Consider the following 16,677-nt stretch of genomic DNA (forward strand, 5'->3'; position numbering starts at 1 on the left):
GCAAGAACGCAACGTGGCCGTCGAGTGCCGGATGGGCCTGTGGCAGCATGCGGTTAAAAAGGGAGAAAGAGCATGGAAGAAGAGGATGAGCATCTGCTGCCGCGTGAAAAACTGCTGCGCTACGACGTCACCCTGTTAAAAGATGATGAACTGCTGGCGCTCTTTTTACGTACCGGAACGCCCGGCAAAACGGTATTTACGCTGGCAAAAGAGCTGATAGCACGTTTCGGTTCGCTGTACGGTTTACTGACCGCCGAGCTGGCGCAGTTTAAGCATGTTGAGGGGATCGGCGTGGCGAAATATGCCCAGTTGAGGGCCATTGCTGAGCTTGCCCGCCGTTTTTACAATGTCCGCATGGAGAAGGACGATCCGATCCTGACGCCAGCGATGACGCGTGAATACCTGCAAAGCCAGTTAACCGATATCGAGCGCGAGATCTTTATGGTGATCTTTGTCGATAACCGAAACCGGGTACTGAAACATAGCTGCCTCTTTGCCGGTACGTTAAGCCACGTTGAGGTGCATCCGCGTGAAATTGTGCGGGAAGCGATAAAAGTGAATGCAGCGGGCGTGATCCTCGCGCATAATCACCCCTCTGGCTGTGCAGAACCGAGCAGAGCGGACAAAGAAATCACCGAGCGCATTATCAAATGCTGTCAATTCATGGACATTCGTGTGCTGGACCATCTGATAATTGGCCGCGGAGAGTACATTTCTTTTGCAGAACATGGCTGGATTTAGGCTATTTCTCGCGATCCATCGGGATCTTTGTCTGTTCGGGACTTGAGCACACCGCCGAGTCAGCGTATACTACGCCACCTTTGAGAATCTCGGGTTTGGCATTTGGGCCTGGCAATCGAGAGTTCACTTAGAACTATGCGATGACCGGGCTGTAAAGCCTGACGAGGCGCCGATACCCCATACGAAGCTCGAGCTAATTTGATTTTTGGAGAATAGACATGTCCCGAGTCTGCCAAGTTACTGGCAAGCGTCCGGTGACCGGTAACAACCGTTCCCACGCACTGAACGCGACTAAACGCCGTTTCCTGCCGAACCTGCACTCTCACCGTTTCTGGGTTGAGAGCGAGAAGCGTTTTGTCACCCTGCGCGTATCTGCTAAAGGTATGCGTGTAATCGATAAGAAAGGCATCGATACAGTTCTGTCCGAACTGCGTGCCCGTGGCGAAAAGTACTAAGTACTTAAAGAGGAAATAAATCATGGCTAAAGGTATTCGCGAGAAAATCAAGCTGGTTTCTTCTGCTGGTACAGGTCACTTCTACACCACCACGAAGAACAAACGTACTAAGCCGGAAAAACTGGAACTGAAAAAATTCGATCCAGTTGTACGCCAGCACGTACTGTACAAAGAAGCTAAAATCAAATAATTTTAGTCTCCTTGTATCGAAAAACCCCGCAACTGCGGGGTTTTTTGCATTCTGTATCTCAACGGAGGAACCATGCCTGAATTACCCGAGGTAGAAACCAGCCGTCGCGGCATTGAGCCCCATCTGGTCGGCGCGACGATTCTTCACGCGGTTGTCCGTAACGGGCGTCTGCGCTGGCCGGTGTCCGATGAGATCCACGCCCTGAGCGATCAACCCGTCCTTAGCGTGCAGCGTCGCGCGAAATACCTGCTGCTGGAACTGCCTGACGGCTGGATCATTATCCACCTGGGGATGTCCGGGAGCCTGCGCGTTCTTACCGAAGAACTGCCGGCGGAAAAGCACGACCACGTCGATCTGGTGATGAGTAACGGCAAAGTGCTCCGTTATACCGACCCACGGCGCTTTGGCGCGTGGCTGTGGACGAAAGAGCTGGAAGGGCATAACGTGCTCGCGCATCTGGGCCCGGAACCGCTCTCAGACGCGTTTAACGCGGAATACCTGAAAGCGAAGTGCGCGAAGAAGAAAAGCCCGATTAAGCCGTGGCTGATGGATAACAAGCTGGTGGTCGGCGTGGGGAATATCTATGCCAGCGAATCGCTGTTTGCCGCCGGGATCCATCCCGATCGGCTGGCCTCTTCGCTGTCGGGGCAGGAGTGTGAGCTGCTGGTCCGCGTGATTAAAGCCGTATTGCTGCGCTCGATTGAACAGGGGGGAACAACGCTGAAGGACTTCCTGCAAAGTGACGGCAAGCCGGGCTATTTTGCCCAGGAGCTGCAGGTGTATGGCCGTAAAGGCGAACCGTGCAGAGTCTGCGGTACGCCCATTATTGCCACGAAGCACGCCCAGCGCGCCACGTTCTACTGCCGTCAGTGCCAGAAATAGGGCTACTTTAGCTTTTCCATCAACGCCTGGTGGACGTTAACCGGCAGGAAATGGGTAACGTCCCCGTGATGACGCGCCACCTCTTTTACCAGCGTGGACGAGATAAATGACCACTCTTTGGAGGGCATCAGGAACACGCTCTCCAGCTCCGGCATCAGGTGGCGGTTCATGTGCGCCAGCTGCATCTCATACTCAAAGTCTGCCACCGCGCGTAAGCCGCGGATCAGAATGTTCGCCTGCTGGGCGCGGGCGAAGTTAGCCATCAGGTCGCTAAACCCGACCACCTCAACATTCGGCAGGTGCGAAATGGCATCGGTGGCAAGCTGCACGCGCTCGTGGAGGTCAAACATTGGCTTTTTGCTGGGGCTCGCGGCAATGGCCAGGATCACCTTGTCAAACATGCACGCCGCACGGGTGATGATATCAAGATGACCGTTGGTGATCGGATCGAAGGTACCCGGATAAATCGCTTTTGTGCTCATGGCTCACGTTTTCTCTGAGTAGCCGCGGCAGAGCGCCCACAGCTCGGTGTATTTGTTGAAAGTATACTGGGCATTCACTACCGCGAGTAACCAGCCCTGCTTACCGTCCAGCACTCCACCACGCAGCAGGAGTGTTTTCAGGAACGCGCCCAGCGTGTGGGTGAAGATACCGGTCAGTGAGGCCTTCTTGCCGCGCTGGTGACGCTCCTGCGCCCAAGCCGTGGCATAGTTGAGCTGTTTACGCTGGAAGCTCGCGAAATCCCGGCAGGTCAGGTGCAGCAAATCGCCCGTCAGGGGGATGATCCGGGCGTTGTCGCAGCTCAGGGATTCATGCACCAGATTGTCGTTGTACTGATAGCGCTCGCGCTCGTAGAGGCGCGTCACGCGGTCTGGATACCAGCCGCTGTGGCGCATAAATCGGCCAAGGAAATAGTTACGACGGGCAATGCTGTATACAGCACCAGGCTGAGGCGAGGAAAGCACCGCCTGAATGGCCTGCTGAAGTTCTGGCGTAATACGTTCGTCAGTATCGAGCATCAGGACATAATCACCGGTGGCAAACCCCTGCGCGCGCTGGCGCTGGATGCCATAGCCTTGCCAGTCAGCGTCGGTAAACACCTTTGCACCCGCTGCCTGGGCAACGTCCACCGTGCTGTCCGTACTTCCGGAGTCAAGAATGACTATCTCGTCAGCCCAGGCAACTGATGCCAGGCAGTCCGGAAGCAGGTCGGCGGCGTTTTTGGCGATCATCACGACCGACAGACGCGTTGACATCAGTGGCTCCGCTGGGGCAGGTAAGGTTGCAGAAGTTGCAGCAGACGGGTCAGGGCGCCCTGGTTCTGATGCAGCACTTCAACGGCATGACGCCCGTACCACAGGCGATAATCTTCATCAGTCAGAAGGGTCGATACCTCTTTGACTACCGAATCCGCATCGGTCACGGTAATTAAACCATCGGCCTGCTGTAATTTCGCGCAGATATCTTTGAAGTTAAACGTATGTGGCCCCATCAGCACCGGAATGGCGTGGGCGGCCGGCTCGAGCGGGTTATGACCGCCGCGCTCCACCAGGCTGCCGCCGACAAACGCGAGGTCAGCAATGCCGTACAGCAGCATCAGCTCGCCCATCGTATCGCCAATCACCACCTGGGTGCTGCCAGACGGGATCTCCCCGCTGCTGCGCAGCGTGAAGCTGAAACCGCCTTTCTGCACCATTTCACGGGCATCTTTAAAACGTTCCGGATGGCGGGGCACGAGGATCAGCAGTAAATCAGGGAAGCTTTCCAGCAGCTTACGGTGCGCCTGCAGGATAATCTCTTCTTCACCGTCATGGGTACTGGTCGCAATCCAGACCTGACGACGCGGGGCCCACTGGCGACGCAGCGTGATCGCGCGGGCGGCGAGTTCCGGGGTAACCGAAATATCAAATTTCAGGCTGCCTGTCACTGCAAGCTGGTTGCGTTTGAGGCCCAGAGAGACAAAGCGTGCCGCATCTTCTTCATTCTGCGCGGCGATCAGCGTGATCTTGCTGAGCAAGCGGCGCATAAATTTACCCAGCTTGCCGTAACCTTTCGCCGAGCGCTCTGACAGGCGCGCGTTGGCAATCACCAGCGGAATTTTACGGGCATGCAGGGCGGAAATCATGTTCGGCCACAGTTCGGTTTCCATCACAATTACCAGCTTCGGGCGAACGGTATTCAGGAAACGATTCATGGCGCAGGGCAGGTCGTAAGGGAGATAGACGTGATGAACGTCTTTGCCAAAAGCGGATAACGCGCGCTCCGAGCCGGTTGGCGTCATCGTCGTGACGGTGATCGGCAGCGACGGATAGCGGTGACGCAGGGCGCGAACCAGCGGGATTGCCGCCAGCGTTTCACCGACAGAAACGGAATGCAGCAAAATACCGTCCGGCGCGACTTTATTGCGGCAGAAGCCATAGCGTTCAGCCCAGCGTTTACGATACGCAGGCGCTTTACGGCTACGAAGCAACAGTCTCAGCCACACCAGTGGCTGAATGATGTAGAGCAGAGCGGTATACAACAATTCCAAGCGATTATCCGTTTTTTTAGTTTCGGCGGGCAAATTCTAAGCATTTGAGCCGTCTAAAGCTATCTCTTTGGTGTTTTAAGACACCCATTTGGCTGCGTTACGCTCATTCGCCTGAAAAAAAACGGGCAATTTCTTGCCCGTTTCTTGTCTCACCGTTTAGCGCTCCGCTTCGGGGAGGGCGTTCAGATGGTAGGTTACGCGCTCCGAAAGCCCGCGAATGTCACCGCCAGTGATAAAGAAGCTGTCATCTTTTTGATTTGGATTACTGACGTCGTAGCCCAGCATCTTGTTGATGAGCGTTGCCACCTGATAATGGTTGAGCGGCATCTGCGGGCTGATCTCCTTCATGGCGTAAGCTGGATCGTTGCTGAAGTAGAGGAACGGTACCTGAGCAATTGGCATTTCTACAACCGAATGGCCAAACAGACCGTTATCGCCCACGCGTTCCCCGTGATCGGAGGTGATAAACACCAGCACCGGCAGTTTGGATTTTGCCAGCGCGGTGCGAATCGCGGACGCGAGTTCTTTGTCATACAGGCGGACTGCATCGTCATACTCATTTTTCTTCTGCGCCACATCATCACTCAGACGCGGTGTAGAGAACTTCGCGAAGCCCTGCGGGATATTACGCTCGTACGGGATATGTGGAGCACGGCTGTTGAGCACCATCAGAAACGGTTTGTTCCAGTCCAGCGTTGCTTTCTCAACGGATGGCGTCAGAACAACGTCCGCGCCGACATCCGGTGCCGGGCGGATCTGGGTATCTTCCCACAGATCAATATCATGGATACCAATCCAGTTGCTCAGCCCTTCCAGTCCCTGGGCGGAGATAAAGGCGGTCTGATAACCCTGTTTCTTCGCGTTGGCGAAGATATTGGTGGATTTCGATTTATAGGCCCCGTAGTTATCCGGCTCGCGCAGATTATTCACCAGCATCGGGATGGCCACGCGGGTGGACACGGCGTTGGAGACAATCAGACGGCCCGTACCTTGATACTGCTGGAGCAGCGCTTTCAGCTCGGGCGTGGTATCGCGTTCGTAGCCCAGGGCGCTGACGTGGTGCGGGTTAAGGCTTTCACCTATCGCCAGAATAATCGAATATTTGCCCGCACGCGTATCCTTCACAGGTTTGACCTGGTAGGGATCGTAATGGGTCAGATTCTGGTTTTCTCCTGACATCGCTTCCGGGATCAGGCGTATGGCGCTGAAGCTCATCGCAGACAGGCCGTTACGCAGCAGGGAGTGCCGCAGGTCCGGGTTGAACTTGTACATCTGCCCGTCGACCGCTTTGTAGAACTGGCCGACAAACATCACGACGATGGCAAGCAGGCAAGGAAGCGCAATCCATTTATGCCAAAGCGGCGCCAGACGACGCGCAAAGACCAGCGCAAACACGACAGCCACAATCATAATGGCAAAGTAAATGCCCAGTGAACCCAGGCTGTCGGTGATCCCACTGGCAATGTCTTTCGTTTCCACGAACGCCAGCCAGACTTCACTCGGGCCATAGAACTGACCGTAGAACTGGTAGTACACCGCTTCCGATATCTGAACGATAAACGTGACGGCCAGCAGCAGGCGAGTCAGGAAGAAACGCGCACTGGCCGCGGCAAGCAGGGAGATGATCAGATACAGCGAGATATCACCGGATTTCGGCTGGTAGACATGATCTTTCAGCAGAATGATGATTTCTGAGAGCGAGAACAGCAGCAAGAATGCCAGCGTCAACCCCAGGGTGCGCAACAGATTGCTGCGTGGGGTGAACGAAGAGTGTGTCGTTGTTTTGAACATGGAAGGGCTCTATTCCGATCAGAACTTTTTAGTCAGCGGGCGAATGGCTTTACCAAAACCAAAGCGCAGTGCGCGAACTACCGTAGGACGATTGTGCAATCCTTTACGCCAGATATCCTCAAACAGGGCGTACCAGCGTGCGGCGACCGCTTCGCGGGAATAGACCTGTAGGCGTTTTTCACCCTGTTCGCGCATCTGACGATACAGTTCAGGGGAATTTTTAAGACGCATAATGGCATCGAAAGCTTCATCAGGGTTTTTGGCGATGAGGTAGTCCAGCTCGCTTTCGCGGATCGCGCGATAAGACGGCTCGTCATCGCAGACCATCACCGTTTTCCCCAGCCAGTTGTTAATGAGCTTACTGGCAGGCTTACGCGCCAGTTTATGATCGTGTGATTTGCGGAAGCTGATGCACACGTCCACGTCCTGGTAGTTTGTCCAGTTATCGAACGAGATGCGTAGCTCGATACCTTGTTCGGCAAGGCGTTGCTTAAAGTTCCCTTCGCGGTATTGGTCCGGGAAACTGTCTACACGGCCGAAGAATGCGACGGTTTTGATTGTCTCGTCGGTGCGCTCACGCGGTTTTACGCCCGGCTGTGGCCAGTTAGGAATAAAGATACGCCCTGGGATGTTAGCAACTTCAGGGTTTTGTTCGACGACGTAATCCGCGCCGATAACCGGCGGACGATCGGCACGAGCAACAACGGTCACGCCGACCCAGGGTTTTACGCGGGAACCATAGTGATCGTTGTGCATCAGATTAATTGCGTCCGGGCGGCATTCAGTGCCCCATGAACATTCAATCTGACCGTTATAGTAATAGTTAAGGCTGAGCATCGTCTGAAATGTCCAGACGCCTCTTCCCCCACAGTAAAAACGATGCGGAATATCATCCGGATTGATTTTCTGATCAATCAGTTCCTGAAAATCGGCAAAATTCGTCGCGATAAACTCAGGGCGGGAAACAACATGCAGTTTAAGCTTGCTCATAATTCCACTCATTTGACGAGTTTTTTAAGACGGAAGTAGCGACGTCCCAGACGCCACCGTTGGCGGAAGCCGCGCGCATTTTGCCAAATCAGCGTCCAGATACCGCGATCGAAAAGCTCACGGGTGATCTCGCGTTTTTTGGCCATATCGTCAATGTTGTTAATGCTATGCAGGATCCCCAGACCCTCTTTGGCGATTTGCCAGCGGCAGGCGGGTACGCGTTTCACCTGTTCCGGATAGCGTTTGTTGATGGCGTCCAGCATCTCCAGAATCTTCATGTAATGGCGCGAAGAGCGCATGCGCGTGTCGTCCGTGCCTGGCGTATGGGAAACGGAAGCGGAATGGATCAGGTAATCGTAATAGACCTCATCAATATACTGCACGCGTCTGGCGGTGAGCAGTACTTCCGTAGTCCAGGGGATGTCCTGATGGCGCAGACCATGTTCAAAGCTGAAGCCCTGCTCTTTGATAAAGGCGTGTCGATAGATATTCAGCCACGTTACGTGCAGGAACTTGCGCGATTCGAGCGCCATCTGCAGCCAGGTCGGGCCGTCCAGCACGCCGGTTGACGCAAGTTTATCAGAAGGGAAAATCTTCTTCGACGGGCGTCCGTCATCATAAATATAGGTACCGTTGCAGGTCGCGACGTCCAACTTCCCGGCGAGTGCAATCTCCAGCAGGCGCGGATACATACCTGGATAGATAACGTCATCAATATCCGGGAACGCGACGTACTCGCCCGTAGCCACGGCCAGACCGGTATTACGGGCCGCAGAGACACCCCCATTAGGCTGGTCGATGACGTTAAAATGACTGAATTCACTGGCGTAGCGGGCGATGATATCTGCGGAGCCGTCGGTTGAGCCGTCATTAACAATAACAAGTTCCAGGCTGGGCAGATTCTGTTTCTTTATGCTGTCAAAAAAAGCGCTCAGGAAATTCTCGCCATTATAGACGGCGACAACGAGGCTTAATTGAGGCGTTCCAGACATGCTTACTCCGTAATTTAACGCGGTGAGATGCGGCTAACGAGCGATACAGCAATGTGCAATGGCTTTTCGACAGCCGGCAGGCAAAAGAGTTCTGATGGGTAACGTTGCGCCGATGCCTGTTATCATCGGCGCAATATACGCGATCAGGAGGTTGTTTCTGTCCGTTTAGCGGGTCGTAACGCGCACATTCCCACAAGCAACCCGGTTAACAGCATATATTGTTCCAGGTAGTGATCTTTCAGATTATGGTCAACCATGGTTCGGGAGAAGAAACCAACCGTAAACAGCAGCAGGAACATGCCTGCCATCATATTGCCATGGCGGAACTCGCGCCAGCCGATGTACCAGCAGCCTGCCAGCAGAATCAGCCAGCCTGCAATGCCCACAACCCCGTTCTGGATACCAAACTCAATCAGGCCGTAGTGGCTGTGTGGAATATCAATGCGATTGTCCTGCGTGTCGCGACGCAGCACATAGCGGAAGGCCTCTTTGCGAGGCCCCATTCCCGCAGGATGTTCGCCCACCAGTTTCCATCCCTGATGGAAGAAGCTCGCGCGACAGCCGTTGGAGTGGTCCATTGGTCGGCCTAGATCGTTAGTCGGTACGGTTCCGTTGGTTCTGTTATAGCAAAAACTGGTGAAAGGCGCGTTCCAGCCTGTTACTGCATCATCTTCCAGGTTTTGCCAGCGCGGATCGGTTTTCCAGGAAGCATAGCCCAGAAGCGCAGAAACGATAATGATGCTCACAAGAATAATGCCTGTTAGTACTACCCGGCTGCGACGCATACTGTGCAGGCTAAGCAGTATGAAGGTGGAGAACAGGCTGCCAACCAGGCCGATCGTTCCCCAGCGGGTATCGACTAACGCCGTGCAGACAAGGTTACACAGCAGCATAAAGGCGAGGAACGGTGTCTTCAGGCGTAAGAAACGCTGATGAAGCAGGCCGCGTGCAAGCAGTTCAGCGATCAGGAAACCGGTGATCATATTGACCTGGAAGCTCATGCGCGTGCGGTTATAAACAATCCGCGTTTCGCCCCAGTGGATCACGCCGTCTCGCCAGTAAAGCCAGACGGTATCAAGGAGATGGATACAGACGACGCCCCAGAAAAAAAGGACGACGAGAGTAAAGAAACGGGCTGCCGATAAAGAGGGGAAGCGCTCCTGAATCACCGGTAATAACACCAGACCTGCACAGAAAAGCAATACCGGACGGAACCACTGACCATCCCAGGTCGACACCATTTCTTTAATATCTGGCGCGACAAAAAAGCCGTTAATCAGGATAAAGAAGGTTAATGCCCAGAGCACAATAAGCACGAACTTAATTTTGTTTAAGTCCAGCGCTTTTCTCGCCACTGAGGAGCTAAAGAAAAGACCGAGCGCCACCACAATATTAGGATAAATCAGTCCATTACGATGAAAAGGTAGCTGATCGTTTGGGATTGGCCAGATAAAACATAAAGCCAGTACAGACAGTACTAAAAGACCTGTCAGGATGTTACGAGTATTTGTCATAATTTTGGTACTGGTAAAGGATCTCGGCGTTAATACCGGTTAGTTAACAATGCCATACGCAGATTCCACTGATTTTGAGTGGAATAAAAGCCTGAGAAAATTACCACAGAAGCCATAACTACAGAAGGACAATGTTTGTAAGCAAGATTAATCCGCCTGTGCATTATCGTAATACCCACGTATATAATCGGCAGCCTGGACAGCGGTTTCAGCTAAACGACAGGAAATATATGCACATTGTTCACACTGAAGCAGACGGCGGCAAAGGCGGGCAGCCTCTGCGCATTATCAACGAATCGCTTGGGATGATTCAGCGTGGCCATCAGGTGACTCTCCTTTGTCCGGAAACTGCGCCGCTCCACGCGCTGGCACGCAGTGCCGGTCTGACGGTGGTCACGATGCCGTTGAAGCGTAAGAACCTTAAAAACCTGCAGCTGCTGCGTCGCTGGCTGAAGGATAACCGTCAGTCGATTGACGTCATCAATAGCCATAACTCTGCCGATACCTGGCTGGTGGCGCTGGCGAATCTGACGCTCTCCAACCCCGTACCACTGGTGAGAACCCGTCATGCGTCCGGCGTTCCGCGTAACAACTGGACGACACGTTGGCTGTTCCGCACCGCCTGCGCGCACATCGTGACTACCGGGGAGGCGCTGCGCCATCAGGTCGCAAATATTGGCGTGCCGATGTCCCAGAGTACGTCGGTGCCAAGCGGGGTCGATACGCAACGCTTTCACCCGGGAGATAAGCACGAAGCCCGCGCGCATTGTGGCCTGTCTGAGGAAGATTTCTGGCTGGGCGTGGTGTCGCATTTGCGCCCGAACAAAGGCCATAGCGTACTGCTGCGCGCCCTGGCGAAAATCGACAATCCACACATCAAGCTGGCGATTGTTGGTGAAGGCCCGCACAAGGCGACGCTGGAACAGGAAATCGCCGCGCTGGGATTACAGCAGCGCGTGGTCATGGCGGGACATCAACCCGATCCGGAACGCTGGTTTCCGGCCTTTGATATTGCGCTGAGTCCTTCGCATGATATGGAAGGTGTGCCGCAGGGCGTCCTGCAATCGTTAGCCACCCGTATTGCCACCATTGCGACGGATGCCGGCGGAACGGGGGATGCGGTGATTAACGGGCAGACGGGATTGTTGGTCGCCCAGCGCGACGAAAACGCACTGCGCGATGCCATAATGAAACTCTATGCCGACTCAGCCCTTCGCGAGACGCTCGCGCAACAGGGGTATGACTACCTGAGCACGCACTTTACCCGCGAAAGTATGCTGGATGCGATGGAGAAGGTCTTCTCCGATGCCGCTCAGCGCAGCAAATCGCGATAAAGCGCCTGTAGCTCTCGGGCCATTCTGTCCAGGGTGAAAGGTTCCGCAGTCGCACGCGCGGCAGCGGCGTAATCGACACCCTGTTCACGGCCTTTTAGCCACAGCGAGATGGCCTGCTGGTAACCTTCGCTGTCCAGCGCATCGCGTACCCAGCCGTTTTGACCCTCGGTTATCCACTCCGCCGCGCCACAACCGTGACTGGTGAGCAGTGGCAAACCACAGGCCAGCGCTTCCACGCAGACGTTCGGGAAGGGATCGTAGAGCGTCGGCAGGATAAGGGCATCAGCCGTGCCATACACTTCACGCACGTTGGCTACGGGGCCCAGGAACTTCACTCGAGAGGAAATTCCCAGCGCCTGCGCCAGCTTTTCGAACTTCCGCGCATGTTTATCGCGGCCGGCAATCAGCAGCCAGACGTCAGGATGCGCCACAATAGCGCGCAGCGCGGTGGCGACGCCTTTGCGGCTGAAGCCTGACCCAACATACGCCAGTACCGGTGCGTTACGGGGAATACCCAGTGCATCACGCTGCGAAAGGGCGCGGACCTCAGGACTAAACTGAACGGTGTCTACGCCGTTGTAGATCACCGTCAGCTTGTCTTCCGACAGTCCGAAGCGACGGGCGATATCATCGCGCACCATCTTCGAATTACAGATCACCTTGCGCAGCTGCGGATGGGTAAACATCTGCGCTTCGGCCTGCAGAATGTAGCGGTGATAACGGCTCAGAGACTGCGCCCAACGCGCCAGTGGCGACAGAATACGACCATATTGCTCAAGCCAGGTGGCGTGAACACCGTCGCCCGCCCGGAAGATGGTGGCACCCGGTATGCGTTCGTGGCTTTGCACAATATCAAACTGCGTAAAATGCGCGGCGGCTTCGACGGCAAAACCGGATTCACGCGCGATGCGATTGCGAAACGGCGGATTGACCGTCAACGTTTTCCAGCCTGCGGCATCCTCCCACTGGCGAGCAATCAGCGTGACATCAAGGGAGGTATCCTGCGCCAGCACGTTCAGCGCACGTGAGACAAAACGCTCTGCGCCACCGTTGGGGTTGTAGGTCTGTCGAACAATGGCCAGCTTCATGCAGGGGTTTCCGTTTCCAGAAGCATCGTATCAATGGCGCTCAGCACCTGCTGTGGGGTAATGGCCGTAATGCAGTCTGAGACACCGCTGTCTCCGCAGCCCGCTTTGCCGCACGGCTGGCAGGTAAACCCGGCCACAATCACACGATAATTTACCCCCCACGGCGCCCATTTGATGGCGCCGGTAGGGCCAAAGATAGCGACGGTCGGCGTACCGACGGCGCTTGCAAGGTGCATCGGCATGGAATCCACGCCAAAGTACACCCGGGCGTGCTTCATGAGCGCACCCAGCTCTTTCAGGTTCAACTGACCGCTTAAATCAAAGACCGGCTGGGTGAGGGCTGCGCGCAGCTCATCCATGTAGGCCTTCTCTTCTTTTGACGGTGCGGCGGAGAGGACGATCGGCAGGCCGCGCGCCGCCAGGTTATCAATGGTCGCTGCCAGTTTTTTGATATCCCAGGCCTTAAACATCCAGCGCGAGGTCGGGTGAACCAGAATGTAGGATTTACTCGTGAGCCCAAACCCGGCCAGTTTTTCGGCCACAGAAGCTTCTGCCGCGTCACCAGGTACAAAAAGCGTATGCTTGTCTTCGTCGGAGTGCGGATGAATACCGATTCGGCGCAGGGCATCCAGATTGACTTCCACCATATGGCGGCTGTTGTCCTGAATGGCCGGGTAGAGCGTGGTGAACGATTTCACCCAGCGACGACGTGCCAGGCCCCCGCGTTTATCCGGCTTAAAGCCGACGGAGACGCGCGGTTTCAGGCGACGCGCCAGACGCGCGCCGTGCCAATGTTCGGTCAGATTAATCAGCACGTCATACTGACGGCCTTTCAGGGTATTCAGCAGGGCGCGGTAGAGGCGGAATTGTTCAAACCACCCCTTCTTGCGCCAGTTGCGCCCAATAGTATGCACCTGGTCGATATGCGGATGGCTGGTAAGCATTGCCTGGGTATCGTCATAAACCAGCGCATCGACTTCCACGTTCGGCCAGTTCTTTTTCAGCACGGTAAACACCGGCGAGGTAAGCAGAACGTCACCGTGGTGACGCAGCTTAATAATCAGCACGCGCTTTGGCGGGCGCTCCGCTGAGAAAAAATCAGACATAGGCTCTCTCTGCTGCCAGCAAAGGCTCTAATTGCGCAAATACCGCAGCGGCGCTGAGATCGCTCAACTGCGATGAGTGTTCCGGGCGGCAGATATACTGATTTTTTCCATAGCCGCCGATCAGGCCCGGGTCCGTTGGGCCGTAAAGCGTGATGTTAGGACGGTCCAGCGCCGCCGTCAGGTGGCTGAGGCCCGTATCCACGGAGACCACAGCCGTAGCGCATGCCAGCGCCTGAGCGACGCCGTCAAGTTTCATGCGCGGCAGAACGTCCACGTAATCAAACCCTTCTGCCAGTCGTTTGGCCCGTGCCTCTTCGTGCGGTGCGCCCCACGGGAGTTTGATACGCAGCCCCGCGCTTGCCAGCAGGCCGATCAGTTCGCGCCAGTGCGCTTCCGGCCAGTGCTTGTCATCGCGGGTTGTCGCGTGAAGGAAAATCAGATAAGGATCGCTTTCCTGCGATGAGGTGTGCAGGAAATGCCGGGAAATCGCATAGTCGCCCTGGGTTTCCGGTTTCGCATAGCCCAGGCTTTTGGCAAACAGCTCTCGGGTACGTTCCACCGCGTGCTGTTGCTTTGCGATGTGGTGGCGGCGGTTATAAAACAGGCTCGCCAGCGGTTCGCGGGCGCTGTGCCAGTCCATCCCGTGCTTTACGCCGTGTGCCAGACGCGTTACCAGCGCGGCGCTTTTGACCAGCCCCTGCGCGTCAATGATGGCGTCGTAATGCTGTGCCCGCACCGCCTCGCGGAAGGCTTTGCGTTCGGCTTTAATCGGCGCGGAGAACCACGCTTTGCGCCAGCGGCGAATCGCCACCGGGATCACGCGGTCAACCGCTTCATGCCAGGTGGGGATCTGCGCGAAGCCTTCTTCCACCACCCAGTCAAAACGAATGCCGGGGATGGCCCGCATGGCGTCCGTCAGCGACGGCAGCGTATGCAGAACATCACCCATCGAAGAGGTTTTAACGATCAATACCCGCATTCGTTATCCTTCTTCGCTCAACAGCAGTGCGTTGAGTTCTTCGAGAACGCGCGCTGGCGTAATGTCGATCAGGCTCTGATGATAGCCTTCTGCGGCATCGCCTTTGCGCACCTTGTGGTAGCCGGTGATCAGGCGGATGACGCGCGCTTTATGGGAAAGCGGAGGCGTGAAGTCCGGGCTGCTTGGGCCATACAGCGCCACCAGCGGGCGGTTGAGCGCAGCGGCGACGTGCATCAGGCCTGAATCGTTGGTGACCACAGCGTGACAGGCGGCAATCAGAATAACGGCCTGTTCAAGCTGCGTTTCTCCCGCCAGGTTGCGGCACCAGGCCTGCTGTTCATTACTCAGTGTGGCGAGAATTTCGTTGCCCGCCTCGTGGTCTTTTGCCGAACCGAACAGGACAATCTGGTAGCCTTCGTCGATCAGCTGTTTCGCCAGCTCCGCATAGTGGTAGTGCGGCCAGCGTTTTGCCGGACCGAACTCGGCGCCAGGGCAGAAGCCAATCATCGGGCGTTCAGACGAAAGGCCAAACGCGCTGCAGGTCTGGGATTTTTCACCGTCGTTAACCTGAAGCTGGGGCCAGAGCAGCGGCTGCGGCAGGTCTTTCGCACTTCGCATCACGCCTTTGTCATAGGCCAGCGCCACGTAGCGCTCCACCATTAATGGCCAGGCCGCTTTATCCAGCACCCGCGCATCGTTCAGCAGACCGTAGCGCATTTCGCCGCGCCAGCCGGTGCGATGCGGGATGCCTGCAAAGAAGGGTACCAGCGCGGATTTAAAGGAGTTGGGCAGGACATACGCACGATCGTACCGCTTTTCGCGCAGGCTATGGCCGAGCTTGCGGCGCTCGCCAATCTCCAGCGCCCCGTGGCCGAGCGGCATCGGGATCGCTTCATTCACTTCCGGCATACGCGATAACAGCGGACGGCACCACGCGGGTGCCATCACGTCGATTATCGCCTGGGGATAACGCGCCTTGAGCGTGCGATAGAGACTTTGCGACATCATCATGTCGCCCACCCATGACGGGCCGATCACCAGAATTCTCATACTTACGCGTCGCGGTTCAGCCAGGCCATATATTCCGTTACGCCTTCGGCAACGGTCTTGAACGGCTTGTCATAACCTGCGGCGCGCAGGTTAGTCAGATCGGCCTGCGTGAACGCCTGGTAACGGCCTTTCAGCTTATCAGGGAACGGAATGTACTCGATGCTGCCTTTTTTATGGTACGCCAGCGTGGCGTCAGCCACCGCCTGGAAGGACTCTGCGCGGCCGGTACCGAGGTTGAAGATGCCGGACACGCCGTTTTCCCAGAACCACAGGTTTACGGCGGCCACGTCACCCACGTAGACGAAGTCACGCTTAAAGCCGTCGCTGCCTTCGAACAGTTTTGGACTTTCACCGTTATTCAACTGGGTGTTCAGGTGGAACGCCACGCTCGCCATGCTGCCTTTGTGGCCTTCGCGCGGTCCGTAGACGTTGAAGTAGCGGAAACCGACGATCTGCGAGTTCGCTTCTGGCAGTACCTGACGCACGTACTCGTCGAACAGGAACTTGGAGTAACCGTAGACGTTCAGCGGCTGCTCATATTCGCGGGACTCGATGAAGTCCGAGGTGCGCCCGCCGTAGGTGGCAGCAGAAGAGGCATACAGGAACGGAATTTCACGCTCCAGGCAGTAATGCAGGATCTCTTTGGAGTACTGATAGTTATTGTCCATCATGTACTTGCCGTCCCACTCGGTAGTGGATGAGCAGGCACCTTCGTGGAAGATGGCTTCGATCTCGCCGAACTCTTCACCTGCCATAATCTGGATAAGGAAATCTTCTTTATCCATGTAGTCAGCGATGTTCAGATCCACCAGGTTAACGAACTTGGTGCCGTCTTTCAGGTTGTCAACCACCAGGATGTCGGTGATGCCTTTGTCATTGAGAGCCTTAACAATATTGCTGCCGATAAAGCCTGCGCCGCCGGTAACGATGATCATAACTGTAACCTTTGAAGTGTGGAGCCCGGGGACAATCCCGGACGCTAATGTTTCTATCATATCATTAGTATGGCTGCCCTTCAGCCATTCACCGACATAG

The 16,677-nt window shown here is 55.7% G+C and carries 17 protein-coding genes; 5 read left to right on the top strand and 12 right to left on the bottom strand.

Annotation, left to right across the window (positions count from 1 at the left end; translation table 11 throughout):
- Positions 1-72 precede the first annotated feature (72 nt).
- From radC to mutM, 4 genes are all read left to right on the top strand, one after another.
- Positions 73-741, top strand: coding sequence for a DNA repair protein RadC (radC, locus tag ABFV38_RS00465; protein ID WP_248222768.1), 669 nt, complete (start codon positions 73-75; stop codon positions 739-741).
- A gap of 218 nt (positions 742-959) precedes the next feature.
- Entirely contained in the window at positions 960-1,196 is a 237-nt protein-coding gene (gene rpmB, locus ABFV38_RS00470; protein WP_002436699.1) for a 50S ribosomal protein L28, read from the top strand.
- 22 nt (positions 1,197-1,218) lie between these two features.
- Positions 1,219-1,386 carry a 50S ribosomal protein L33 gene (rpmG, locus tag ABFV38_RS00475; protein WP_003024094.1) on the top strand — a complete coding sequence of 56 codons (168 nt, stop codon included), beginning with the start codon at positions 1,219-1,221 and terminating at the stop codon, positions 1,384-1,386.
- A gap of 72 nt (positions 1,387-1,458) precedes the next feature.
- Positions 1,459-2,268: a bifunctional DNA-formamidopyrimidine glycosylase/DNA-(apurinic or apyrimidinic site) lyase gene (mutM, locus tag ABFV38_RS00480; protein WP_223539825.1), complete on the top strand. Its 810-nt coding sequence runs from the start codon at positions 1,459-1,461 to the stop codon at positions 2,266-2,268.
- 2 nt (positions 2,269-2,270) lie between these two features.
- On the opposite strand, the gene coaD is transcribed toward mutM, so the two are convergent.
- From coaD to ABFV38_RS00515, 7 genes are all read right to left on the bottom strand, one after another.
- Positions 2,271-2,750, bottom strand: a complete 480-nt coding sequence (gene coaD, locus ABFV38_RS00485; RefSeq protein WP_008502695.1) for a pantetheine-phosphate adenylyltransferase — start codon at positions 2,748-2,750, stop codon at positions 2,271-2,273.
- A gap of 3 nt (positions 2,751-2,753) precedes the next feature.
- A complete protein-coding gene (locus ABFV38_RS00490) occupies positions 2,754-3,524 on the bottom strand; it encodes a glycosyltransferase family 2 protein (protein WP_348958152.1) in 771 nt (256 codons plus the stop codon).
- Positions 3,524-4,798, bottom strand: coding sequence for a lipid IV(A) 3-deoxy-D-manno-octulosonic acid transferase (gene waaA / locus ABFV38_RS00495; protein WP_024906625.1), 1,275 nt, complete (start codon positions 4,796-4,798; stop codon positions 3,524-3,526). Before waaA ends, ABFV38_RS00490 begins: the two co-directional genes overlap by 1 nt.
- A 156-nt stretch (positions 4,799-4,954) precedes the next feature.
- On the bottom strand, positions 4,955-6,589 hold the full coding sequence (locus ABFV38_RS00500) for a sulfatase-like hydrolase/transferase (protein WP_063622802.1): 1,635 nt from the start codon (positions 6,587-6,589) through the stop codon (positions 4,955-4,957).
- Positions 6,590-6,607: 18 nt separating this feature from the next.
- Complete coding sequence (locus ABFV38_RS00505; RefSeq protein ID WP_235403325.1) at positions 6,608-7,579, bottom strand: glycosyltransferase family 1 protein; 972 nt, start codon at positions 7,577-7,579, stop codon at positions 6,608-6,610.
- Between the two features lie 8 nt (positions 7,580-7,587).
- Entirely contained in the window at positions 7,588-8,571 is a 984-nt protein-coding gene (locus ABFV38_RS00510; protein WP_348958155.1) for a glycosyltransferase, read from the bottom strand.
- Positions 8,572-8,714: 143 nt separating this feature from the next.
- A complete protein-coding gene (locus tag ABFV38_RS00515; protein WP_229226546.1) occupies positions 8,715-10,085 on the bottom strand; it encodes an O-antigen ligase family protein in 1,371 nt (456 codons plus the stop codon).
- 230 nt (positions 10,086-10,315) lie between these two features.
- On the opposite strand from ABFV38_RS00515, the gene ABFV38_RS00520 reads away from it, so the two are divergent.
- Entirely contained in the window at positions 10,316-11,419 is a 1,104-nt protein-coding gene (locus tag ABFV38_RS00520) for a glycosyltransferase family 4 protein (protein ID WP_348958157.1), read from the top strand.
- On the opposite strand, the gene ABFV38_RS00525 is transcribed toward ABFV38_RS00520, so the two are convergent.
- Genes ABFV38_RS00525 through rfaD form a run of 5 tightly spaced genes read right to left on the bottom strand, consistent with a single transcriptional unit; the run spans position 11,398 to position 16,577 of the window.
- Positions 11,398-12,507 (bottom strand): glycosyltransferase family 4 protein, encoded by a 1,110-nt coding sequence (locus ABFV38_RS00525; protein ID WP_348958159.1) that lies wholly within the window; start codon positions 12,505-12,507, stop codon positions 11,398-11,400. The two genes, ABFV38_RS00520 and ABFV38_RS00525, sit on opposite strands and share 22 nt — an antisense overlap.
- A complete protein-coding gene (gene rfaQ / locus ABFV38_RS00530; RefSeq protein WP_348958160.1) occupies positions 12,504-13,613 on the bottom strand; it encodes a putative lipopolysaccharide heptosyltransferase III in 1,110 nt (369 codons plus the stop codon). The genes ABFV38_RS00525 and rfaQ overlap by 4 nt, the downstream gene beginning before the upstream one ends.
- Positions 13,606-14,592, bottom strand: coding sequence for a lipopolysaccharide heptosyltransferase RfaC (gene rfaC / locus ABFV38_RS00535; protein ID WP_348958162.1), 987 nt, complete (start codon positions 14,590-14,592; stop codon positions 13,606-13,608). Before rfaC ends, rfaQ begins: the two co-directional genes overlap by 8 nt.
- Before the next feature lie 3 nt (positions 14,593-14,595).
- Positions 14,596-15,642, bottom strand: coding sequence for an ADP-heptose--LPS heptosyltransferase RfaF (gene rfaF / locus ABFV38_RS00540; RefSeq protein ID WP_045907906.1), 1,047 nt, complete (start codon positions 15,640-15,642; stop codon positions 14,596-14,598).
- Between the two features lie 2 nt (positions 15,643-15,644).
- Positions 15,645-16,577 (bottom strand): ADP-glyceromanno-heptose 6-epimerase, encoded by a 933-nt coding sequence (gene rfaD, locus ABFV38_RS00545; RefSeq protein WP_008502707.1) that lies wholly within the window; start codon positions 16,575-16,577, stop codon positions 15,645-15,647.
- Positions 16,578-16,677 lie beyond the last annotated feature (100 nt).

It is taken from the genome of Enterobacter cloacae complex sp. Mu1197 (assembly GCF_040059225.1).
In the GTDB taxonomy this organism is placed as follows: domain Bacteria; phylum Pseudomonadota; class Gammaproteobacteria; order Enterobacterales; family Enterobacteriaceae; genus Enterobacter; species Enterobacter quasiroggenkampii.